Here is a 22,237-nt window from a genome sequence, read left to right on the forward strand (position 1 = left end):
TTGCACGTTTTATTGTTGTTTTCGGGCCGTTACCTTTATCGTACAACAAACCCGCAGACATGAAAATAGTAAGAGTACAATACACCACCACGGCAGCGTTTGCACCCATAAACCAGGCAAACATAGCCGCCATTGTAGAGGAGTTAAAGCAACTGAACCACCCCGGCATTAAATACGGCTGCTGGCTGCTGCCCGATGGTAAAACCTTTATGCACTTCGATCAGCTCGAAAGTGAAGAAGCCCACCAGGTACTGATGTCGTTAAACTCATTCAACAAATTCGCTGCCGAACTATTGGCAAGCGGTCAGGAGGCTGAAGCCAAGCTGGAACTGCTTACCTTAGTCGCTTCTACTGAAGATTTTTGGTAGGGTTAATTATTTGATTTTAATTAGTTTTTCATCAGCATATTTAACAGTCTGGCATCCCTGCTATAAATATCATTCCTGAAATTGAGCCTTCCGTTGGGGTCAACAAAGGCGGTAAAATAGCCTATGTAAACAGGTATCTTTTTGGTTAGAGTGATGGTTGTTTCAACTCCTGAATTCATCCCTGCATCTATTTTAGCAGGAGTCCATTGTGGCTTTTGTCTCAGTATACGGATAGCCAGATCTCTCGGCTTTTCTACACGGACACATCCATGACTAAAAGCCCTTGCATCCTCGCTAAATAATGATTTGGAAGGAGTATCGTGCAGGTAAATATTATTAGAATTTGGGAAGATAAACTTAACCAGGCCTAAAGAATTGTTAGGTCCGGGTTTTTGACGATAGCCACCGTTGTTGCTTTCCATGCGATGATTTGCCAGGTAATTTGGGTTCTTCCTGATACCGGGGATTATTTCCTTATTCACGATACTTTGCGGTACATTCCAATACGGGCTTAAAATTACATATTTCATATCACCGCTGAATATCTCTGTCTTGGTCATTGCCTTGCCCACTACCACATTGCAGCCCCATACAATTTTATCTTTCTCATAATAATGAAGCAGGTATGCAGGGATATTGATCAAAATAAATTCGTCACCATGATTTTCTGTAGGTATCCACCTCATGCGTTCAAGGTTCACTATGATCTGCTCGGTGCGTTTTTTTATGGGCACATTCAGCTCAGCTATAAATGTCCTGTCGATGATATCGTTTCGTGTTAAGCCATGAGTTTCTTTAAAATCAAATATTCCTTTTAGCAACACATCATCATATACCATACTATGATTATCGGCTTCCAGATTTCCTAACTGTACAAGCCTTTTTCTGAGTTTTGCGATAGCCTGCAAAGTACCACCCGATCTTATTTTTTTTAATGAATCTGACAAGATGATCTTTTCATCAGCTTCATTTTCTAATCTCCGGTATCTTAACAACGCTTGTTTTAAGGCATTATATTGAGGTACTACAGCCTTTTGTCCAACAGTGGTGTCTTTACCTGAAATGTTTTTTTCCAGCAGTTCTGAATAGGACAGCTTTTTACGTGGCAAATACCAGCCGATGGTACTTGCTTTTTCATTTTGTGAACCAGTCCACACGTTTTTTGCATAATTAAAATACTGACCGGTTAACATCAGCTCCAGATTTATGTCAGGTGATGGATGCGAAGTTGAATTAGTATACTTGCTGACAAGTGCATCATATTCTGCTTTATAAGGGATATTTTTTAAAATGCCATCGTTTTGCTGATATTCCAACTGCGCAAAAAGGTTATTGGCAGATTCTATCAGCCCTTTTTTATCGTACCATACAAAGTTGTATTTTCTTAACCGGTAAAACTTCCTGAAGTCCTTTTCAAATTCTTTAAACGCAGGTTTTGATTTCAAAAAACGATCAACAGCCGTACTATCGAAAACAATACCCGACGACGGATTGAAAGTCCCCTTCAGTACTGTGTCTTTGGCAATTGGGTTTGACGTAGTGACAAATGCTTTACTTGAATTGTTGCAGCCATAACAAAAGTTAATGCAATTTACCAGGCATATAAAAAGTATCAAATTGTGCAATTTCAAAAGGCTGTACAGCTTGCTTAGGTTGTTGATCTTCATTGTGTTGCTGATTAACGTTGTAGATTAACCTTTTTAACCGATAAGTGTTTTACTTATAGATAAGTTTACTTTGTTTTTCTGTCTATATCCGATCACCAATTACTACACAAAGAGACAGACGGACAGGCATTCACCCGTACGCGTTCCATATGTATATATGCAGCATCAAAAAATATTTTTTGTAACTTTATAATCAGACCATTATTGTATTCTTTCGGTCTACCGCCCGATGGTTAGGGGGTATTCCCCAATTTTAATATTCAAACATGTTACAGCAAGTTTTATCGTACCAGATAGCTGATAGTATCGATATAAAAACGTTCAAATCTGCTTTTAAGTCGGATTTGTATTATAGCGATTCAGATGAACTATTTTACAAGACGGGTAATGAGCAATTTATTTATGTTTTTAAATATGGAGTGGTATGCTTTTTAAATTACGACCCGATCAAAATCTCAGAATTTTTAAGACTCATATCCGCATATTGTAAAAATGTATTCGATCAAAGTCTGACGGAAGAATTTAAAATACAAACCAATGCCGGGAAAAACAAAATAGGGTTCAATTCAATTGAGATCACAGGGTCGGATATTGAGGTTTTACGATTGATTATGATGACTGTGTCACAGTCTGTTGCACTGGATTACTACGAAGAGCAAACAACTAAGCTGATAGAGGAAACTAACCAACATACACAGATATTAGAAGCAAAGGGGCGTCTTAACATATCCGGTACAAACCTTAAAAAATATATCGGGAAAACATTAGTATTAAAAAACCGGATTGCCGAAAACCTCTATATTTTTGATTCTCCTCCCGAGACCTGGGATGATGAAAAGCTGAATAAAATCCATACTGATCTTAAACGAACATTTGACATACAGGAGAGATTCAGAGACATACAGGAAGGACTAAATATTGTGAAAGACAATCTGGAACTTTTTAGGGACCTGCTGCAATATAGAAATAGCTATCGCTTAGAATTAGTAATTATTATACTCATCCTTGTTGAAGTCCTGAATATTTTCGCACAGAAAATGTTTAGGTAAATTTCTAATGAAAGACGCCTGAACTAATTTGATGTCAATTTTCAATATTGATATATCTTAAGGCTGTATTCCACCCATTGACCGATACAATTACTTTTTTGCCTTTAAACTGATCGCAATCAATGATGATCTTCTTTTGCTCGCCCGGTAAAACGGTTATATAGTTATCAGAGTAAAATACCGGCATTAGCCTGCTTTTGGTTTCGGCATTGGTTATAGATACCCTGTTAAAAAACGCAGGAACATTTTGTTTGTCATTAGTTAATGTAACCTCTACTTTGCCGGGTTGCAGGTATTTGGCGGTGGTGGTTAATTTAGACTGCTCCATTTTTTGCAAACCTGAATAGTTGTTTTTACTATCAGGTATCCAGTAAATGTTTTGGCTGATCGGCTTTTTATCCGCATCCAGTAGTTCAAGATCAAGGAATAAACCCTCTTTGGCAGCCAGTTTATCTACTTCTTCCTTTATCGAAAGGTATTTCTTGGCTAACGTTGGGCCTATATCTGCAAACACCTGGGTAAGCAAGGTTTCCTGTCCGGCCATGCTGTAAGCTTTTACTACCAGCATCATGCTTGCACGCTGTTTAAACGTATTGTTAACACCCATTACCACGCCATTTACCGGGTTATACATGATGTGCAAAGGCTCGCTTCCGTTATGCAGGCCATAGAGACAGGCGTTTGGGTCTAAATAGTAATCATACATTTGGCCACGCATGGCAGTCCACGGGTTTTGGGTTTTCCAGATGATGGTACCGGTATACCAATCCCACATATGTGAGCTGAAACCTTCCATCAAACCGCGGTACTGATCGTAATTGACCAACTGGGCCTTGAAGGCAAAATCCTCGGCACTTTTAGCTTCGCCGTATTTGTTGATGCTGGTATCATAGCCAATGTATTTATGATAGTTCCAAACCTCATCAGTTTTTGTTTTATGGGTCGATTCATCGTATTGCGGTGCATTCAGGTGGTCAGCAGGAATAAAGCGTTTTAAAGCTTCAATATCGCTCACACCAATCGACCCAACCTCTGAGTTAAAAGGGTAAGTGCGATGCTCCCAGAACATTGATAAAGGCTGAATACCGTAAGGACCGTCACCATTACCTAAAAGTGTATTGTACGACATTGCATCCGAATTGGAATAATCCACAAACCAGCGTGTATTGTCTAATTGCGGCATAATGGTATCCTTTAATGCGGTTAAAATATCCTCTGGCGGAGTGATCTCGTTACCACCGCACCAGATGGCAAGCGAGGCATGGTTTCTCACCATTTTTACCTGGTCTTTTACCGACTCGAGAAACAGATTATGATTATCAGGATATTTCCGTCGGGTCCATTGATCTTCCAGTTTTTGAGGGTCCTGCCAGCGGCCATTGCAATCGCCGGAGCCCCATAAGTCCTGGAAAACCAGCAGGCCGTACTTATCACAGGCATCGTAAAACTCAGGGCGTTCTATCATTGCACCACCCCAAACACGGATAAGATTCAAGTTCATATCTCTATGAAAACGCACCTCGGCATCGTAGCGCATGTCTGACAAGCGCAGCATAGCATCAGAAATGATCCAGTTGCCACCTTTGATAAATATCTTTTGCCCGTTTACGGATATTTGCCTGCTCATGGTATGGGCGTTCCATTCAGATTGGAGCTGCCTTACGCCAACTTTTAGGTTTTGCTGATCTGATACACTGCCATTCAGCACAAACTGAATATGCAGGTTATACAAATTCTGTGGACCGTAACCGTTAGGCCACCATAGTTTAGGATTAGACAGTGACAGGTCATTCAAATTGATAATCTGGTTACTGTTAGGACTCAGGACTACACTTTTGGATACTGTTTTGCCATCCATCTCATATTTTAAAATTCCGCTTACTGCTGTATTGGTTGGGTTTGATAGCTGGGCGGTTACTTTTATTGTAACGGGCTGCTGTGCTCCCTCGGGCAATCTTACTCCAGGAACTAATGTAATTACATGAGTATCCACTATTCGGATCTTTCCTGTTTTTTGTATCGTTACTTTATCCCAGATGCCGGTATTGCGGTCGCGGATGGGTTGTATCCAATCCCAGCCGGCAGTATATTGCAGACCCACACCTTTGGCTACGGTACCATCACCTCCCTGACCGCCATTTGGGTTACCCGGAAAATCTGGTGGGTAAACCAATATAGCCAGCCTGTTATTTCCGTTTTTATCCAGATCCGCAGTAATATTATAGCTGTATCTTAAAAACATGCCCTCTTGTATGGTTTTATTTAATTTTTTACCATTCAGGTAGATATCGCAGCTATAATTAACGCCTCTTAGATTAAGATAGACCTGTTCTGCTCCGGTTGCTTTTTCCTTGAAATCCTTTACAAACCAATAAGTATAGTAATCGCGACCTGTTTTGTAGATATCCGGGATCAGTTCATTATTCATCCCATAAAATGGGTCGGGGACTTTCTTGTTGTTCAGCAACGTAGTTAAAACAGTACCTGGTACAGTTGCCTGCATCCAGTTAGTTGTACTAAAACCACCAACTGATATTTTTGTACCGCTATCCTTTACACTATCAATGCGTGCGCATTTCCACCCGGTGTTTAGTTCGTAACTGTTTTGAGCGTTGACATTATGGAAACTAAAAAGAATAATTAAACAGCTTATCAGTAGTAGCGAAGGGTATTTCATAGCCATATCTGCGAAAAGGGTGCAAGATAATAATACAAGGCATTATGGGCAGAATGAATCGTGTATTTAAGTGCAAAATTGTTGTGATAAACGGATACCGATAGCATATTAGTTTGGAGGCATAATAAAAAGAGCGGCGAAAAACGGAATATGATAAATCTTTTTGCGAACTTTAATCAGCACACAGCCAATTGTATAAACCAGGAGCCATGAAAAACTTAAGCGACAGTGAAAACTCTCCGTTGACTAGTTTGGAGCAGTGGGAAGATGACGTTTTGCAACGTTATCCCGAACCGGCTAAACCGGCAAAAAGCAAGGAGGAATTCCGCAATTATGATAAGCCCGAAATTGACGGCGTACGCGAGTTTTACCGGCTGAACCACAAATATCAAACCTATGATAATGTGCTGGCCAAGAAACAAAATTTTCTGAAGTTCGATAAAAAGGAAATGCCCTGGTGGCAGGCTATGGAGTACCTGAATACCCTGGTGGATGATTCGGATCCTGATATTTCACTCGATCAGCTACAGCATTTACTGCAAACCGCCGAAGCTATCCGTGCCGACGGACATCCCGATTGGTTTGTGCTCACGGGCTTTATACACGACTTAGGGAAGGTACTGTGCCTGTTTGGCGAACCGCAATGGAACGTGGTGGGTGACACTTTCCCGGTAGGCTGCAAATTTTCTGACAAGATTGTTTACCACGAATTTTTTGCAGATAATCCGGATACTTACGATGAGCGTTTTAATACCAAATATGGCGTTTACTCTGATCATTGCGGCTTAGATAACGTGAATATGTCATGGGGACATGATGAATACCTTTACCAGATCACAAAAGATCATTTGCCGGAAGAGGCCCTGTATATGATTCGCTACCATTCGTTTTATCCGCAGCACCGCGAACATGCTTACGATCATTTACTAAATGCCCACGACCAGGAAATGTTTAAATGGGTAGATAAATTTAATCCGTACGACCTGTACTCAAAAAGCCCTAAAGTTCCGGTAGTATCAGAACTAAAACCGTATTATGAGGACCTGATCGCCAAATATTTGCCCGTTACAGTGAGGTTATAATTATTAATCTGCGATCGCAAACACGTTATTATTCCTTACCCTGTAAATACTCAGCTATGAGGGCGAAATTCCTTTTTGCCGGTTCATCGTAATAATCATCGGCTTGCATATGCCGGGCCCAGTCCAAAGCAGTTCCCTGGTATATCCTATCGGTTGCATCAAGCCTTGCACCGGCCTCAACCAATAACTTCACCGCATCCAGCGACCCGGATTGTACGGCCTGGTGCAATGGCGTGGCATGGCTGTGAAAACCGCTGTTGTTTTCCGGGTAGCCATTAGGATCAGCGCCCATCGTTAAAAGAAGCCTGATCATATCTGCCTTCCCATAAAATGCTGCTGCGGTTATTGCTGTTAGTTTTTCACTATGGTCTGCCACTGCGCCTAAACGCCCGATGTCGTCTGTGCGCTCGAGGCAAATCGCTGCCGCGAGGGTAAGATCACCTCCGAGGTCGATCAAATGTTGTGCAGCTTCAATATTGCCATGTACCAAAGCCCCTATCCCATCGCCGGGTATTGCTCCTGCATCTATCAGCGCGTCCATCATAGCTATCTGCACGCCACATTCCCGGGGGATGCGACCCGTGGCCACCAACCCCAGTGTATAGTCAATTTGCTGTCGATAAGTATCCGGCGCTTCGCGTTTTACGGCATCAACCAACAAGCGTGTCACCGCTACAATATTAGGCGGCAGTTTGTCATTACGGATAGGATTATCGGCAACGAACCAGATAAGGTAAGGGTCTTTAAAGTACCCTTCCTCTGCATTTTTCAGGCGCTCTTTCACCAGCGAGGGGTGTTTGGTGATCAAAGCTTCCAGCGCAGTTATATTCCCGGAATCTATCGCTTCTACGGCACGATGAAATAACGAATTTGTGATGCCGGGATTTTTCATTGCTTTAATTAATTGATACCACTGCGCTTATTACCAAATTTAGCTACAAATTACAGCAATTCCTGTAATGAAATGATCATAACATGGCGATTCTGAGGAGTAGGTTAACGCGCAAAGGCGACTCGTGACTTTCTAAACGATTTCCGGGTTATGAGTATACCACTTCTTTTGCGCTTGCGCTGCTTACTCACGCCAGATAGGGGGAGGATTTTTCATAAAACAATCTCATTCCCAATTTGTAATATGTACTATTGTGTTATTCCGGTTCTTTTAAGTTTAGCAACTCAAAATTAGCGCTCATTATTTTTGTATCTATCTGTTCGGACGGCTATGGTATACTCATTTAAAATGAATCATCAAGCCACATCATGGATATAAAGCATCTGTCCGATCAGTTGATCATCGCAAATCAGGAAAAAGCAAAGCTTGAAGCGGAATTGATCCTCGCTAACATTGAACTTGATTTTCAAAATGAAGAGAAATCGAAGCGCGCCAAAGAGCTAATAGCAGCAAACAAGGAGCTGGATTTTCAGAATGAAGAAAAAGCCAAGCGGGCTGCGGAGCTAATTATAGCCAATAAGGAGCTGGTCTTTCAAAATTCTGAAAAAGAAAAACGGGCGGCTGAACTGATCATTGCTTATACCCAACTGGAGCTGCAAAACCGGGAGCGGGAAAAACGGGCGGCTGAACTGATATTAGCCAGCACTGAACTTATCTTTCAAAATCAGGAGAAGGAAAAACGCGCAGCGGAATTAATTATTGCCAATAAAGAGTTGATTTTCCAAAACGAGGAGAAAGAAAAACGTGCAGCGGAATTGGTTATTGCCAACAAGGAACTGATTTTCCAGACCAAGGAAAAAGGGAAACGTGCAGCGGAATTGATCCTCGCTAATATAGAACTGGATTTCCAGGACGAAGAAAAAGAAAAGCGGGCTGCCGAGCTGATCATCGCGCTTAAAGAATTAGGGTTTCAGGATGAAGAAAAGGGGAAGCGAGCTGCAGAACTCATTATCGCCAACAGGGAATTACTGGTTCAGAAACTGGAAAAGGAAAGACGGGCTGCCGCAGAAGCCAAAAAAGATGAGTTTTTTAATATGGTCAGTCATGAGTTTAAGACTCCTCTTACTAATATTAAAGCCATCAACCAACTCCTGGAAAAAACGACCAGCAAAACTGATAAAAATTATCCTTTTATTTTAAATGCAAACCATAGCGTAAAGCGCCTGGAGAAATTAATAGAGGATCTGTTGGACGTGACCAAGATCAACTCGGGACAAATTGACCTGAATATTGCCTCATTTTATTTTCCGGATGCATTAACCAATAGTATTGCCAATATCCAGATGATCTCCAATAAACACGAGATACGGCTGGAAAATTTCGCTAATATTCTTTATATCGGTGACCAGTTCAGGATTGAACAGGTGTTGATCAACCTGCTCACTAACGCCATCAAGTATTCTCCGGATGCCAATCAGGTACTTGTAATCGCCGAATTGGAAGCGAAACATGTTGTTGTTAAAGTACAGGATTTTGGAGTAGGCATCGCAAAAAAGGACATCGATCAGTTATTCCAACGATTTTATCGCGTCAGTGAAACAGCCATGCTTTTCCAGGGCGTGGGACTTGGACTGTTCATTGCAGCAGAAATTGTCAAAAAGCATAAGGGCACTTTTAGTGTTGAAAGTGAACAAGGTAAAGGCAGTAGCTTTGGTTTTCGTTTACCCTTGTCTTAAAACTACAAAAGTTTTTAAGGTTGCAATTTGTGACCCTAGCTAGCGCACGCGCAATGTCATTAAGTTAAGGATTTGCAAGCATCTAAAATATCGAACATTGAATGGCTAATGCTGAATAATGAAGTAAAAACATCGGCGTTCGATATTCAGAATTCATTATTCGACATTATCAGCACTTCTGTTTTTCCTTAACTTAATGACATTGGCCTAATGCCTGCGCCATATAAGCGGAGCCCGGCCCGCTTATACCAGCGAGTACGCCCTTTTAAGTCCAAAGTCATGAGTTTTGAGTATTAAGTTATTTCATCTGACTTCCGACCTCAGACTTCCGATTTCCAACTCAACACTCCCCAACCGCTCCCCATACTTCCTTACGCATGGAAAGTGTATTATCCGGAACGATGACAGCGACCCATGGTGTGTCCTGCGAAGTGATGCGGCTGTGCCATTCAAAATTTATGGGGAAAAGTATTTCCTCCTGATGCTAAAAGTTATAATTTCTTTGCTTCGCGTATTTAGCTATCCTGGCGCCCGCATCGGCATCCAGCAATATCTCACAATTAGGGTGTAGTTGAACAACTGATGCCGGGATATCCGTACTTACAGGTCCCAGTATTGCTTTTTCAATGATCTCTGCCTTATGCGCCCCCTTTGCAATCAGGATCAGCTTACGGGTATGCATGATGTTTTTAACACCGCGTGTCAATCCACCCAATACAATTTCAGGCGGAACCTGTGTTTCGCGGCGTACCCGTGCTTCAAAATCAGGGTCCATAGGGGATACCCAGGTTTCGCTTTCAAACGGCGTGCCCGGCTGGTTAATGCCGATGTGTCCGTTGCTGCCAATACCCAGCATTTGCAGGTCGGCTCCGCCTCGTTCTGCCAACCGTTTTTCAAAGAGCAGGCTTTCGGCTTCAAAATCGTCAGACAGGGTAGGAGGCATGATAAAGTTTTCTTCAGGTATCCCCAAAGGACCGGCAATTTGGTTCAATATCATGGTATAACAGCTGCCAGCATATTCCCTGGGGAGGTTGGTTAATTCATCCACATTAAACAGCGTGATACCTGAAACATCAAAAGGATATTGCTTATGAATTTCTGATACAATGCGGTGCATGTCTATGGTAGTTTGCCCTGTAGAAAGGCCTATCACGGCATTGGGTTTTTCCAGCATTTGCGCAATAATGCGCCAGGCTGCTGTGATGTTAAATTCCTGTTCGTTCCTGGTAATCGTTATCTTCATTATTATAGATCTTTTAGCTGTTCCGTAAAAAATAAGCCTATGGCTTTTGCCGCTTCGGCCTCATCATCACCATCAACAATCACTGATATGATTTCCCCGCCTTTTATGGTCATGGAAAGAATATTAAGCATACTGTTCAAACGAATCGTTTTATCTCCTCTTTTCAGGCTGACCGTCGATTTGAAATTCTTTGTAAGCCTGATCAGTGTAGTTGCCGGGCGGGCGTGTATGCCCTGCGGTGCCATGATCACATATTCATTTGCTATCATTGCATCACCTCCTGTAAATACGCGGTGATCTTTTCTGAACTGTCCATCTCCATCACTGTTTTATAAATTTCTTTTGCTTTAGCCATATTGTTTTTGATGATAATACTTTTTATGCCCGGTATAGAAGCGGCGCTCATGGAAAAATCATCTAAACCCATCCCAAGCAATAGCAAAGTAGCCATCGGATCTGACGCCATTTCTCCACACATGCCTACGTGAACATTGTTTTTATGCCCCTGTTCAATCACGTTACTGATCAGCCTTAACACACCGGGATTAAAGGGATCATAAAGGTGTGATATCTTTTCGTTCATGCGGTCGACCGCCAAAGTATACTGGCACAGATCATTGGTGCCGATGCTGAAAAAATCTATCTCCTTAGCTAAAATATCCGCTGTTATTGCTGCTGATGGTATCTCGATCATAATACCTATTTTGATATCAGCATTAAAAGCAACTTGCTGCTTCAATAATTCTGCTTTGGCTTCCTCAAGAATATTTTTGGCCGACCTGATCTCCTGTACATTGGAGATCATCGGGAACATGATCTTAAGATCGCCGAATACCGAGGCCCTTAAAATCGCTTTAAGCTGGGTGATGAACAGGTCCTTCCTATCAAGACAAATCCTTATCGCCCTGTAACCTAAAAACGGGTTAAGCTCCACCGGTAAGTTAAAATAGGGTAGATGCTTATCACCTCCAATATCAATAGTCCGCACAATAACCGGTTTATTTCTAGAACGAAGTGCTACGACTTTATAAAATTCAAACTGTTCATTTTCTGTCGGAAAGGAATCGCGGTCCATGAATAGCAGCTCGGTACGCAAAAGGCCTACACCTTCGCCACCGTTCTCAAAAGCTTTCTCCATATCATCAGCATCGGAAATATTTGCCGATAAGGTTATTTTTTTGCCGTCGGTGGTAATGGCGGGTTTGTCTTTCAGTGATTTTAGCTCACCTTCTAACTGCTTATAAGCCGCTCTTTTTATCGTATAATCATCAATTATCTCCTGGGCGGGATTGATATAAATCAAACCATTTATCCCATCAACAATAACTGCATCATTATTTAAAATCTTCCCGAGTTCGGGCCCGCAACCCACAACTGCCGGTATTCCTTTTGATTTAGCAATAATGGCTGTATGTGATGTTTTACTGCCTGCTTGTGTAGCAAAACCGGTAACATGGCTGGTATCCATTGTGATGGTATCAGAGGGCGAAATATCCTGGGCTATGATAATAGTATGAGGTTCAAATTTAGGTATGGGCGATTTAGCTTGTCCTACCAGTTGTTTTAAAATAAGGTCACCTACGTCTTTGATATCAGCAGATCGTGCCTGCATATATTCATCATCCATATTCTCAAAGAGGTCGACAAAATTTGCGATCACTTCTATTAATGCGTCGTTTGCATTCTTCTTATCTGTTTCTATCTTTTCAATAACATCGCTCTTTACCTGCGGGTCGGTGATCAGTTCGATTTGTGTTTCCAGAACAGCCAGATCTTCATTGCTTAATGATAACTGCCTTTCAGTTTTAATTGCCTCGATCTCATCAACAGCCCGGTTAATGGCTCGATCAAATCGTTCTATTTCCAGTAATACTTCTGCCTTACTGCTCAACAGAATTCCGCTTGATACGGCCTCAGTCTTTTTAAGGATGAAAGCCTTACCTATTGCAATACCCGGTGAAACGCCAATTCCCTTCATATGGTCAGACAAATAAGTGTATCATGCTGCCAATAAAGCCTAAGGCAAGCAGACCCAGCAGTAAATATGTGGTTTTAACACTCTTCTTTACAAAATAATATACCAGGAAAGTAAGGCCCAATGGGATTACAGCCGGCACTATCTGGTCGAAAATATTTTGTACCGATACTCCGGATTTAGCTCCTATGGTAAGTGGTGTGGTGATAGAGATCAATGTTGCAGGCATAGCGCCAACCACCATTAATCCCAATATGGATGCACCTTTGGTCAGCCTGTCCATCACATTGTTTTTAGCCAGGTTTTGCAAAAATTTGGTACCGGCATTATACCCGATAAACGTTAAATTATACCTCAGTAGCAAGTGTGGTACATTAAATATCAAGATAAAAAGTAAAGGCCCCATTATATTCCCCTTAATGGCCAGTGAAGTGCCCACACCGGCAGCAATCACCTTAAATGTACCCCAGAAAAGCGAATCAAATATTCCAGCCAGCGGTCCCATTAAACCCAACTTTACTGAGTTGATCGACTCCTCATCAAAATCCTTATCCTGACTGTTTTGCTCTTCCATAGCAGCCGTTATCCCAAATATCAGCGTTGAGCCGTATGGACTGGTATTAAAAAACTGCAAATGTCTTTTTAATGCAGCCGCCATTGATTGTTTAGTAGTATATAATCTTTTTAACACAGGTATTATAGTGAATGCAAAACCCGTATTTTGCCATGTTTCAAAATTAAAATTAGCCTCAAGAGCCAGGGATCTTAAAAATAAATTCCGGATATCACGGTTGGTTAACTTATGAGGGGTTTTTGGTTCTTCAGTGGTTTCTTCCGGGATATCTTCCTCATCATCGGGCACTTCTTTGGGCGTAACCTGAGTTACAATTAGCGCAATGATTACCCCTAACCCGCCAATGGCAATCATCGGCAGTTTTAAGTAAGCGGCTAGCATAAAGCCGAGAAAAAAATAAGGCGCCACCTTTTTGTTGAACATCAAATTCATTAAAAGCGCAAAGCCAAGTGCAGGCAGCATATTACCCGCCACTTGTAAGCCCGACTGCACCCAGGCAGGGATCATATCCAAAAATGATTTCATGGCTCCTGCACCTAATTGTAAAGCCAGTAAAATGATAATGCCCATCAACAGCGGCCTCAACAAGCCCGAAACGATATGCAAACGCTGGATCTTTTTATAATCACCTTCGTCAGCATATTGGTTGAATTTTTTATTGAGAACGGCGCGTAGCACAAACAAGCCGCTGATCACCATTTCGGCTAATATAGACACCGGCACCGCAATTGCAAGCGCTATGGCAGGCCCTTTGCCGGATATGATAGCAAAGGCAGTACCTAATACCCCGCCTGTAACCACATCCGGAGGTATGGCAGCGCCTACCTTGATGTTTCCCATAAAGATTAACTCAAGGGTGGCACCAATTATAACGCCCTGGGTGAGGTCGCCAAGTACTAACCCAACCAACGGACCTAAAACTAAAGGACGGCTTAATAGTGTTGTTCCAAGAAAATCTTCTGAGTGACCAAACATCGCGATCAACGCAATGAGTATGAATGATATTGACACTATTTAAAGTTCTTTAATGTTGAAATTGATTCTGTTTTTTCAATGCTATTAGTCTAAATAAGGCTCTCCACCATTTGTTTATTATCTGTTGGTACCTGCCTTATTTCCAATTCTATTCCTTTGTTTAATAGGTCGCGCATTATCGTTATATCTTCATCATTTACCCCAACTGCTTTTGATATCAGCCTGGCACCGTCCTTTAAGCGTATCCCACCTATGTTTATTGATCTGATCTCCGCCACTTCAGCTGCCATAATCGCGGCATCCTTTATACTGTTGATGATCAGCAATACTTTCAGACCGATATTCTTTTCACTATTTAAAAATACTGCTGCTTCCTGTAAAGATTTAATGAGGAGCTTTGTTCCGGCAGGTTTTGCCAGTCCTAGGGTCATTTTCATAAACTCATCTTTGGCTACCTTATCATTGGCCACCACCAGGCAATCCACACCTAACGCCGGCGTCCACGTAAAGGCTACCTGTCCATGCACCAGCCTGTCGTCAATACGTGTTAGCTTAATCATTACCTGTTTCCTTGTTTTGTTCGGTTAATAGCTTGTTAACATATACCATTTGTTCTTTGGCGTTTTCAAGCGCGCTACTGATCACTTCTTCAATAGGAGAGGCATTATCTGCAAGCATAATGTCAATGATAAGCGGCAAATTAAATCCTGAAATGATATAGACGTTTGACTTTAGTGAATGTTGCACGATTTGATTAGTGATACTGCCGCCGAGTATATCAGTAAAAACAACCAGTTCATCCTGGGCGTCTATTTGTTCAAGTATCTGCTTTATTTCCGTTTCTACCGAAGTATTCTCATCAACATAAGCCTGTATTAAAAACAAGTGCTCTACCGCGCCTATAATGATATTTAATGATGATTTTATCCCTGCGGCTAAAGTGCCGTGGGTGGCAATAAGAAATTTTCGTGTTCCATTACTCTTGTCCATAAGGGGCATTTGTTTAATTATAATTGGTTGTAGCGGCAATGGCAAAAATCGGCGCATTACAGGCTCATACTATGGTTAAAACCGACCACACAATATATGAATTTTTCTATTCTGCAATTATCAATTAAACTTTGATTAAATACGATTTTACAACCACTACAATTACACTACTTTTATCCATTGTAAGTTTTTTGGCTATAAAGTAATTAGTAGAGATAAGGATATATTGTAACGCTACACCATATATAAATGCATGTTTTAATGTTGGTAGTGTTAATGTAGGGCCTTGAAAATCTTAATGGGAAAAGTATTATCTTAGTTTTGACTTCAGGATACCGGTTACTAGCCTTCATAAACCACCCGGGATCTTAATTGCAGACTTAATTTATAATCGCTTTATTATGGTATCATCAAAAATTATACGGTTAAGTTTTATTATTTCAGCTTTATTCCTGCTTTCCAGCATTGCGTTCGCGTTTGACGGGCATAAGACCCTTGCTATTGGCGACAACGCTCCGGACTTTAGTTTGCCTGGTATTGATGGTAAAACTTACACCCTGCAATCATTTAAAAATGCAAAGGTGCTGGCCATTGTATTTATGTGCAATCATTGCCCTACATCACAAGCCTATGAGGACAGGGTAATTAAGCTTACCAGCGATTATGCCGCGAGAGGAGTAAGCGTGGTTGCCATTAACCCCAATAACCCAAATTCGCTGCGGCTGGATGAATTAGGTTATAGTGATGTAGGTGATTCTTTTGAGGATATGAAAGTACGCGCTAAGGACAGGAAATTTAATTTTCCCTATTTGTACGATGGCGAAACAGAAGTGACTTCCAATAAATACGGTCCTACAGCTACCCCGCACATTTTCATATTCGATAAGGATAGAAAACTACGTTATAATGGCCGGATAGATGATATGGAAAATCCGGCAAAAACACCTCGTTCCTTAGATGCACGTAATGCTATTGAGGCTTTGTTAAATGATAAAGAAGTGCCGGTGCCGGTTACCAAAACATTTGGGTGCTCTATTAAGTGGCTTGAAAAAAACGATTGGGCAGAAAAGGCAGCCATCCAATGGGCAAAGGAACCTGTAAAACTGGATACCATTAATGTTGCCGGAATAGCTGAGTTAGTAAAAAATCATTCTGATAAGTTACGGTTGATCAACTTATGGGCTACCTGGTGCGCGCCGTGCGTTGCTGAGTTTTCAGACCTGGTTACCCTTAACCATACTTATCGTGACAGGGGGTTGGAATTTGTAAGTATAAGCGCTGACGATCCAGCCAATAAGGATAAAGCTTTAAAGTTTTTGCAGCGCAAACAGGCCTCAGGTACCAATTACATTTATTCCGGAGATGATAAATATAAAATGATAGAAGCTATTGACCCAAAATGGGACGGTGCCTTACCCTATACACTTTTGGTAGAACCCGATGGTAAAATTGTATATGCCCACCAGGGGGCAATTGATGCAGAAGAATTAAGAAAGATCATTTTTGATAACCCAATGATGGGGCGGATTTATAAAGAACCTGATACCAAGCAATGAGCATTATGAGCAAATTATCGTTTAAAAGAATTTCGGCATTGGCTTTAATTAGCCTTATGCTGATAGGATTTAAAGTTAACGGGCAAGCCGTTAATTTTAAAGTGCTGGTGGTTGCTTCCCAGGCAAAGGATCATTGGAAAAGTATATCTGTTGGGAAGGAATTTTTTGAAAAATTGGGTGCCGAAAATCATTTCAGCATAGATTTTACTGACGATACCAGCAAGATTAATGATGCCAACCTGGCTAAGTACCAGGTGTTTGTTATGTTTCATCTGGCGCCGTTTGATATGTCGGCCAGTCAACAGGCTGCTCTGCAGAAATTTGTAGAGCAAGGCAAGGGCTGGGTAGGCATTCATGCTGCCGGCCTTACTGGCGACCAATTTATTGGCCCCAATTCTAAAGCGCCGTACTGGAAATGGTTTGAAGGATTTATGGGTGGAGTCACTTATTTGCCGCATCCGGCATTTCAGGATGGATTAGTAGTAGTGGAAGATCATAATCATCCAGTGACAAAGAATCTCCCGGCAAAGTTCTGGTTATCCGACGAGTGGTATGAATACAATAAAAGCCCAAGGGGCAACGTACGCGTGTTGGCAACTGCAGATGAATCAACCTATAAACAAAACAAACCAATGGGAGATCATCCCATTATTTGGACTAATGAAAACTTTCACAGGATGATCTACATCTGTATAGGGCATTCGCCAACGGCATTAACTAACCCAAGCTATATGATATTAGTTCGCGATGCCATTTTGTGGGCAGCATCCAAATAGTTTTCAATTTTTAAATATCAACTTATGAAAAAAATGGTAATGAGTTTATTTTTTTGCCTGTTTAGCCTTTTTAATGTCTTTGGACAAAAGGCTCCTAAATTTAAAGTGATTGCACTTTATGAGAATGGAGGGCACCATATTGAATATTCGAAGGCTGCTAAAGTATGGCTGGATAAACTGGCTGCCGATAGCAATTTTTCAATCGATTATATTCAAAATACAGATAAAATTGATGATGCTTTTTTAGCCAATTATCAACTATTTATTCAACTGGATTACCCGCCATACGCCTGGAAAGAAAATGCAGTAACCGCTTTTCAAAACTATATTGAGCAGGGTAAAGGGGGCTGGATCGGTTTTCATCATGCTACGCTGTTGGGCGAGTTTGATGGCTACCCCATGTGGCAGTGGTTTAGTAAGTTTATGGGGAATACCCGGTATAAAAACTATATCGCAACTTTTGTAAAAGCCAGGGTAAATGTAGAAGATAAAACACACCCGGTAATGAAGGGCGTTTCTCCATCATTTATAGTTGAAAAGGAAGAGTTTTATACCTATGAGCATAGCCCGAGGCCAAATGTATATGTATTGGCTTCTGTTGATGAATCAACTTATGTGCCAGACTCAGATATAAAAATGGGCGATCACCCCGTGATTTGGACAAATCCAAACTACAAGGCACGCAATATTTACATATTTATGGGCCATTCGCCTATATTATTTCAAAGCATAGATTATACCACACTGTTTAAAAACGCCATTTTTTGGGCAGCCGGGAAATAAATAAAAACTTCAAAAAATGCAGATCATGGTAAAAAAACTGGTCATCATCTATTTGCTCACATTGCCTTGTATGGCTTTAGCTCAAAGCGTTAAGTACAATAATAGGTTAACTTTTCTGTGTAACCCAAGAGTTTGGTGGCGATGATAGTCCTGAAAAAGTTTGTGGAGGGATGTAAATCCGTAAACTTTGCTTTGTGAATTATAGGAGGCCGTCTCAAATATTGATTTCGGGACGGCCTTTTTTGTTTAAGATGATTCTTCGCGGGGGGCAGTAGACCTAAATTGATCAGGTACCGACTCGTTTTGGAATGGTCAGGGAAATGAGGAATCAGTAATTTTGATAGATTGAGCAATTAGATTATATTTCGAACAAATGAGTAAAAGAATTGCACAATTAAGCTTGTCAAAGTTTGCAGATTTATATGCGGATAAGCTGATTGGCCCGGATTTTTTTATAACTGACGAAAAACAACTATTGGAGCTGAGTGAATATCCCTATCGTTCAGATGGTTATATTATTGGCATTTGCACACGGGGAACGGCTGAAGTAGAGGTAAACCTGCAGGTTTACCAGGCCAGGCCAGATGCTATGTTGTTAGCAACGCCTTTTCATATTTTAAGGATTTATAACAGCAGTGAGCATTTTTTATGCCGATTTATTGTTTTTTCCAAGGCTTTTTTAACGGAGAATAATGTTAACAGCCATTTCCTGGAGTCATTTAGCTACTTCAAAAGTGAGTCCCTTCCCGTTATTTATCCGGATCATCCAGATGCGAAAATGTTGCTTGAGGTATATCTGTTAATACAGCAAAAATTAGAACGCGAAGAGCATCCCTACCGCCAGGAAATATCCAGGAGCATTTTAACTACGCTGCTTTATGAGGTAGAATTTATTTACCAGAAACAGCATGTGATTATAAAAGGTAAGCAGAATCGCAAACAGGAATTAAATTTACTTTTTCAGAACTTTGTTTTCCTTCACTATAAAGAACACCGGAATGTGCAATTTTACGCCGATGCACTTTTTGTATCTCCTAAACATTTAACAGAAACCATTAAGGAAGTAACCGGAAGAACATCGGGTGAATGGATAGAAGATGCTGTAATTCTGGAGGCGAAAGTATTATTAAGAAATCACGAGATCAGTATTGCCCAGGTAGCCGAAAATATTCATTTCCCTGATCAGTCTTCATTTGGGAAATATTTTAAAAAACATACAGGTTTGTCACCGTCTGATTACCGCATGGTATCTACTCATTAAAATTGTTTAGATAGATGTTGATTGAGTTGGAATAAGTTGATTAAGTTGGATAAAGTTATTACTTAAGATTTTCGAATTACGAATTACGATTGCTTAATTTTTAAAATAAACTGATCCGGTTAAACTCAATCAACTTAATCAACTCTTTCCGACTTTTTGACTAATATACCCGCATTGCAGACCTTTTATCTATCTTAAAAGGATTCTAATTTTACTTCAGACCAATTATAAAACAAAAAAGGCTATTACCAGAACTTTATAAAATAAAGACTGTTTGTTAAATGCCTCAAATGCTCGTTTATAGCAAAAAATCACAACGCTTAAATATTAATCCTATGAATGATACAGAAACCGTAAAAGCCATAAAGGGCGGTGAGTTCCTGATAAGGGAAACTCCGGCAGATAGCATTTTTATTCCCGAAGAATGGGATGAAGAACAGTTGATGATTGCCGAAACCTGTACCAATTTTCTTGATCAGAATGTAATACCGAATTTAAACCGCATTGACGAACAGGAAGAGGGTTTAATGCCTCATTTAATTGAACAGGCCGGGGCTCTTGGCTTATTAGGCATATCCGTACCGGAAGAGTACGGTGGCTTTGGAAAAGATTTTAAGACATCCATGCTTGTCACTGAAAAATTAGGCGCAGGCAATTCGTTTTCTGTCGCTTTTTCGGCGCATTCAGGAATAGGTACTTTGCCTATATTATATTATGGGAATGAGGCACAAAAACAAAAATATATTCCAAAACTGGCTACTGGAGAGTGGAAGGGTGCCTATTGTCTTACTGAGCCCGGTGCAGGCTCTGATGCGAACTCCGGGAAATCACGTGCCCGGCTTTCTGAAGATGGCAAATATTACCTGATCACAGGTCAGAAGATGTGGATTACCAATGCCGGATTTGCCGATGTATTCACCGTATTCGCCAAAATTGATAATGATGAAAACCTGAGCGCCTTTATCGTAGAAAAAAACTTTGAAGGCCTTACACTGAATTCTGAAGAGCACAAAATGGGCATTAAAGGAAGCTCGACCCGGCAGGTGTTTTTTAATGATTGTAAAGTTCCTGTAGAAAACCTGCTTTCTGAACGCCAGAATGGGTTCAAAATAGCGGTGAATATTTTAAATATTGGCCGTATAAAATTGGGTGGTGCAACCGTCGGTGCAGCCAAGCAAATTATTACAACTGCTGTACACTATGCTAATGAACGGGAACAATTTGGGCGACCTATTTCAAAGTATGGCGCTATACGTTATAAACTGGCACAACAGTCCATTCTGGCTTATGCTGCAGAATCGGCAATTTACCGTGCCAGCCAGAATATGGAAGAAGCTACAGAGATGCTTGTGGCATCCGGGCTTGATGAAACAAAGGCTAAGCTGAAGGGAACGGAACAGTTTGCGATAGAAGCGGCAATTATTAAAGTTCACGCTTCTGAAATGCTGGATTATGTGGCGGATGAAGGCGTTCAGATATATGGCGGCATGGGCTATAGTGCTGAAGCACCAATGGATAGGGCTTATCGGGATTCCAGGATCAACAGGATTTTTGAAGGCACCAATGAAATTAACCGCATGCTGACGGTTGATATGATGTTGAAACGTGCCCTAAAAGGAGAGCTTGACTTAATGGGGCCAGCCCAAAAAGTTGCCGGTGAGTTAACAAGTATCCCCGACTTTGGCACGGCAGAAGAAGAAAGTTTGTTTTCGAAAGAGAAAAAATATATTGCCAATTTCAAAAAAGCAACATTGATGGTGGCAGGGGCAGCTGTTCAAAAACTGATGACACAGTTGGGTAAAGAACAGGAAGTATTAATGTGCTTGGCTGATATGCTGATAGAACTTTATGTAAGCGAATCATTACAGTTGCGTGTAGAGAAACTGGTTAAATTAAAAGGCGAGGACACCTGTAAGGAACAGATAGACATGATGCGGGTTTATATCAATGACTCTGCTGAGAACATTGCCAAATCAGGAAGGGAAGCAATAAACTCATTTGCCGAAGGCGATGAAAGAAAAATGATGATGATGGGACTAAAGCGTTTCACTAAAACTGAAGATATCAATACTACCCAGGCGCGAAGGAACATTGCTGCAAAAATGATCGCTGAAAATAAATATTGTTTTTAAAGCCTTCTCTGTAATTATGAGCCAGACTGAAGTCGTTAATGTTTTTTATGAGGGGCAAGTATTATGGTCGCAAATAGACTCAAACCAGCATATGAGACATTCTGCTTATGCCGACTTTGCCGCGCAGGCAAGGTTAATTATGCTTGAGAGTGTCGGCTTGAAACTAGCTACTCTTTATGACTTTAAAATAGGTCCGGTACTATTCAGGGAAGAATTGATTTATCTGCGTGAAATAGGGATGAATGAACACATCAGGATAACATGTGAACTCACAAAATCACGTCCAGATGGCTCGCGCTGGTCTATCAGGCATGAACTCTACCGTAGTGATGGCGTTAAAGCTGCTATTATTACAGCAGATGGCTCATGGATTGATACGGCAAAACGCAAACTTGCTATTTTACCACAGGAATTAAGCCAATTATTCATGAAGGCACCCAGAAGCAGTGATTATGTTGAAGAACAAAGCAGTAAATGATTTATTACATTTTTAATACTATA

The 22,237-nt window shown here is 41.0% G+C and carries 19 protein-coding genes; 10 read left to right on the plus strand and 9 right to left on the minus strand.

Features of this window, described 5'->3' with window-relative positions:
- Positions 1-59: 59 nt before the first annotated feature.
- Positions 60-368, plus strand: a complete 309-nt coding sequence (locus ACPPVU_RS11505) for a hypothetical protein (RefSeq protein ID WP_426671853.1) — start codon at positions 60-62, stop codon at positions 366-368.
- Positions 369-388: 20 nt separating this feature from the next.
- On the opposite strand, the gene ACPPVU_RS11510 is transcribed toward ACPPVU_RS11505, so the two are convergent.
- Complete coding sequence (locus ACPPVU_RS11510) at positions 389-2,035, minus strand: L,D-transpeptidase family protein (RefSeq protein ID WP_426671854.1); 1,647 nt, start codon at positions 2,033-2,035, stop codon at positions 389-391.
- Between the two features lie 266 nt (positions 2,036-2,301).
- On the opposite strand from ACPPVU_RS11510, the gene ACPPVU_RS11515 reads away from it, so the two are divergent.
- Entirely contained in the window at positions 2,302-3,084 is a 783-nt protein-coding gene (locus ACPPVU_RS11515; RefSeq protein WP_426671855.1) for an RMD1 family protein, read from the plus strand.
- A gap of 34 nt (positions 3,085-3,118) precedes the next feature.
- Here ACPPVU_RS11515 and ACPPVU_RS11520 read toward each other — a convergent pair whose 3' ends face one another.
- Complete coding sequence (locus ACPPVU_RS11520; RefSeq protein ID WP_426671856.1) at positions 3,119-5,761, minus strand: glycoside hydrolase family 2 protein; 2,643 nt, start codon at positions 5,759-5,761, stop codon at positions 3,119-3,121.
- Positions 5,762-5,970: 209 nt separating this feature from the next.
- Between ACPPVU_RS11520 and ACPPVU_RS11525 the strand changes: the two genes are divergently transcribed.
- Positions 5,971-6,843: an inositol oxygenase family protein gene (locus ACPPVU_RS11525; protein WP_426671857.1), complete on the plus strand. Its 873-nt coding sequence runs from the start codon at positions 5,971-5,973 to the stop codon at positions 6,841-6,843.
- Positions 6,844-6,871: 28 nt separating this feature from the next.
- On the opposite strand, the gene ACPPVU_RS11530 is transcribed toward ACPPVU_RS11525, so the two are convergent.
- Positions 6,872-7,735: an ankyrin repeat domain-containing protein gene (locus ACPPVU_RS11530; RefSeq protein ID WP_426671858.1), complete on the minus strand. Its 864-nt coding sequence runs from the start codon at positions 7,733-7,735 to the stop codon at positions 6,872-6,874.
- Positions 7,736-8,103: 368 nt separating this feature from the next.
- On the opposite strand from ACPPVU_RS11530, the gene ACPPVU_RS11535 reads away from it, so the two are divergent.
- A complete protein-coding gene (locus ACPPVU_RS11535; protein WP_426671859.1) occupies positions 8,104-9,471 on the plus strand; it encodes an ATP-binding protein in 1,368 nt (455 codons plus the stop codon).
- A gap of 484 nt (positions 9,472-9,955) precedes the next feature.
- Here ACPPVU_RS11535 and ACPPVU_RS11540 read toward each other — a convergent pair whose 3' ends face one another.
- The 6 genes from ACPPVU_RS11540 to ACPPVU_RS11565 are packed head-to-tail and all read right to left on the minus strand — an operon-like array spanning position 9,956 to position 15,228.
- A complete protein-coding gene (locus tag ACPPVU_RS11540; protein ID WP_426671860.1) occupies positions 9,956-10,714 on the minus strand; it encodes a 6-phosphogluconolactonase in 759 nt (252 codons plus the stop codon).
- 2 nt (positions 10,715-10,716) lie between these two features.
- The gene (locus ACPPVU_RS11545; protein ID WP_426671861.1) at positions 10,717-10,983 is read right to left on the minus strand and encodes an HPr family phosphocarrier protein; all 267 of its coding nucleotides are present in this window, start codon (positions 10,981-10,983) and stop codon (positions 10,717-10,719) included.
- A complete protein-coding gene (gene ptsP / locus ACPPVU_RS11550; protein WP_426671862.1) occupies positions 10,980-12,692 on the minus strand; it encodes a phosphoenolpyruvate--protein phosphotransferase in 1,713 nt (570 codons plus the stop codon). Before ptsP ends, ACPPVU_RS11545 begins: the two co-directional genes overlap by 4 nt.
- 4 nt (positions 12,693-12,696) lie before the next feature.
- Complete coding sequence (locus tag ACPPVU_RS11555) at positions 12,697-14,274, minus strand: PTS system mannose/fructose/sorbose family transporter subunit IID (RefSeq protein ID WP_426671863.1); 1,578 nt, start codon at positions 14,272-14,274, stop codon at positions 12,697-12,699.
- 53 nt (positions 14,275-14,327) lie between these two features.
- Positions 14,328-14,798 carry a PTS sugar transporter subunit IIB gene (locus tag ACPPVU_RS11560; RefSeq protein ID WP_426671864.1) on the minus strand — a complete coding sequence of 157 codons (471 nt, stop codon included), beginning with the start codon at positions 14,796-14,798 and terminating at the stop codon, positions 14,328-14,330.
- On the minus strand, positions 14,791-15,228 hold the full coding sequence (locus ACPPVU_RS11565) for a PTS sugar transporter subunit IIA (protein ID WP_426671865.1): 438 nt from the start codon (positions 15,226-15,228) through the stop codon (positions 14,791-14,793). Before ACPPVU_RS11565 ends, ACPPVU_RS11560 begins: the two co-directional genes overlap by 8 nt.
- 401 nt (positions 15,229-15,629) lie before the next feature.
- Here ACPPVU_RS11565 and ACPPVU_RS11570 point away from each other — a divergent pair, with 401 nt between their 5' ends.
- The 6 genes from ACPPVU_RS11570 to ACPPVU_RS11595 all read left to right on the plus strand — a co-directional run bounded on the left by ACPPVU_RS11570 (position 15,630) and on the right by ACPPVU_RS11595 (position 22,214).
- Entirely contained in the window at positions 15,630-16,784 is a 1,155-nt protein-coding gene (locus ACPPVU_RS11570; protein ID WP_426671866.1) for a redoxin domain-containing protein, read from the plus strand.
- Positions 16,785-16,789: 5 nt separating this feature from the next.
- Complete coding sequence (locus ACPPVU_RS11575; RefSeq protein ID WP_426671867.1) at positions 16,790-17,560, plus strand: ThuA domain-containing protein; 771 nt, start codon at positions 16,790-16,792, stop codon at positions 17,558-17,560.
- 24 nt (positions 17,561-17,584) lie between these two features.
- On the plus strand, positions 17,585-18,343 hold the full coding sequence (locus tag ACPPVU_RS11580; RefSeq protein WP_426671868.1) for a ThuA domain-containing protein: 759 nt from the start codon (positions 17,585-17,587) through the stop codon (positions 18,341-18,343).
- A 373-nt stretch (positions 18,344-18,716) separates the two neighbouring features.
- Positions 18,717-19,604, plus strand: coding sequence for a helix-turn-helix domain-containing protein (locus tag ACPPVU_RS11585; RefSeq protein ID WP_426671869.1), 888 nt, complete (start codon positions 18,717-18,719; stop codon positions 19,602-19,604).
- A gap of 335 nt (positions 19,605-19,939) precedes the next feature.
- Positions 19,940-21,736, plus strand: a complete 1,797-nt coding sequence (locus tag ACPPVU_RS11590) for an acyl-CoA dehydrogenase family protein (RefSeq protein WP_426671870.1) — start codon at positions 19,940-19,942, stop codon at positions 21,734-21,736.
- 16 nt (positions 21,737-21,752) lie between these two features.
- A complete protein-coding gene (locus ACPPVU_RS11595) occupies positions 21,753-22,214 on the plus strand; it encodes a thioesterase family protein (RefSeq protein WP_426671871.1) in 462 nt (153 codons plus the stop codon).
- Positions 22,215-22,237: the final 23 nt, after the last annotated feature.

Origin of the sequence: Mucilaginibacter sp. McL0603, from assembly GCF_049992945.1 — a bacterium.
In the GTDB taxonomy this organism is placed as follows: Bacteria; Bacteroidota; Bacteroidia; order Sphingobacteriales; family Sphingobacteriaceae; genus Mucilaginibacter.

Bases quoted from the DNA above. Each gene is read 5' to 3' on its own strand.
- ACPPVU_RS11510 (WP_426671854.1), bottom strand. From the start codon at position 2,035: ATGAAGATCAACAACCTAAGCAAGCTGTACAGCCTTTTGAAATTGCAC.
- ACPPVU_RS11575 (WP_426671867.1), top strand. From the start codon at position 16,790: ATGAGCAAATTATCGTTTAAAAGAATTTCGGCATTGGCTTTAATTAGC.
- ACPPVU_RS11525 (WP_426671857.1), top strand. From the start codon at position 5,971: ATGAAAAACTTAAGCGACAGTGAAAACTCTCCGTTGACTAGTTTGGAG.
- ACPPVU_RS11570 (WP_426671866.1), top strand. From the start codon at position 15,630: ATGGTATCATCAAAAATTATACGGTTAAGTTTTATTATTTCAGCTTTA.
- ACPPVU_RS11505 (WP_426671853.1), top strand. From the start codon at position 60: ATGAAAATAGTAAGAGTACAATACACCACCACGGCAGCGTTTGCACCC.
- ACPPVU_RS11535 (WP_426671859.1), top strand. From the start codon at position 8,104: ATGGATATAAAGCATCTGTCCGATCAGTTGATCATCGCAAATCAGGAA.
- ACPPVU_RS11585 (WP_426671869.1), top strand. From the start codon at position 18,717: ATGAGTAAAAGAATTGCACAATTAAGCTTGTCAAAGTTTGCAGATTTA.
- ACPPVU_RS11590 (WP_426671870.1), top strand. From the start codon at position 19,940: ATGAATGATACAGAAACCGTAAAAGCCATAAAGGGCGGTGAGTTCCTG.
- ACPPVU_RS11520 (WP_426671856.1), bottom strand. From the start codon at position 5,761: ATGAAATACCCTTCGCTACTACTGATAAGCTGTTTAATTATTCTTTTT.
- ACPPVU_RS11540 (WP_426671860.1), bottom strand. From the start codon at position 10,714: ATGAAGATAACGATTACCAGGAACGAACAGGAATTTAACATCACAGCA.
- ACPPVU_RS11580 (WP_426671868.1), top strand. From the start codon at position 17,585: ATGAAAAAAATGGTAATGAGTTTATTTTTTTGCCTGTTTAGCCTTTTT.
- ACPPVU_RS11530 (WP_426671858.1), bottom strand. From the start codon at position 7,735: ATGAAAAATCCCGGCATCACAAATTCGTTATTTCATCGTGCCGTAGAA.
- ACPPVU_RS11515 (WP_426671855.1), top strand. From the start codon at position 2,302: ATGTTACAGCAAGTTTTATCGTACCAGATAGCTGATAGTATCGATATA.
- ACPPVU_RS11595 (WP_426671871.1), top strand. From the start codon at position 21,753: ATGAGCCAGACTGAAGTCGTTAATGTTTTTTATGAGGGGCAAGTATTA.
- ACPPVU_RS11545 (WP_426671861.1), bottom strand. From the start codon at position 10,983: ATGATAGCAAATGAATATGTGATCATGGCACCGCAGGGCATACACGCC.
- ACPPVU_RS11565 (WP_426671865.1), bottom strand. From the start codon at position 15,228: ATGGACAAGAGTAATGGAACACGAAAATTTCTTATTGCCACCCACGGC.
- ACPPVU_RS11560 (WP_426671864.1), bottom strand. From the start codon at position 14,798: ATGATTAAGCTAACACGTATTGACGACAGGCTGGTGCATGGACAGGTA.
- ptsP (WP_426671862.1), bottom strand. From the start codon at position 12,692: ATGAAGGGAATTGGCGTTTCACCGGGTATTGCAATAGGTAAGGCTTTC.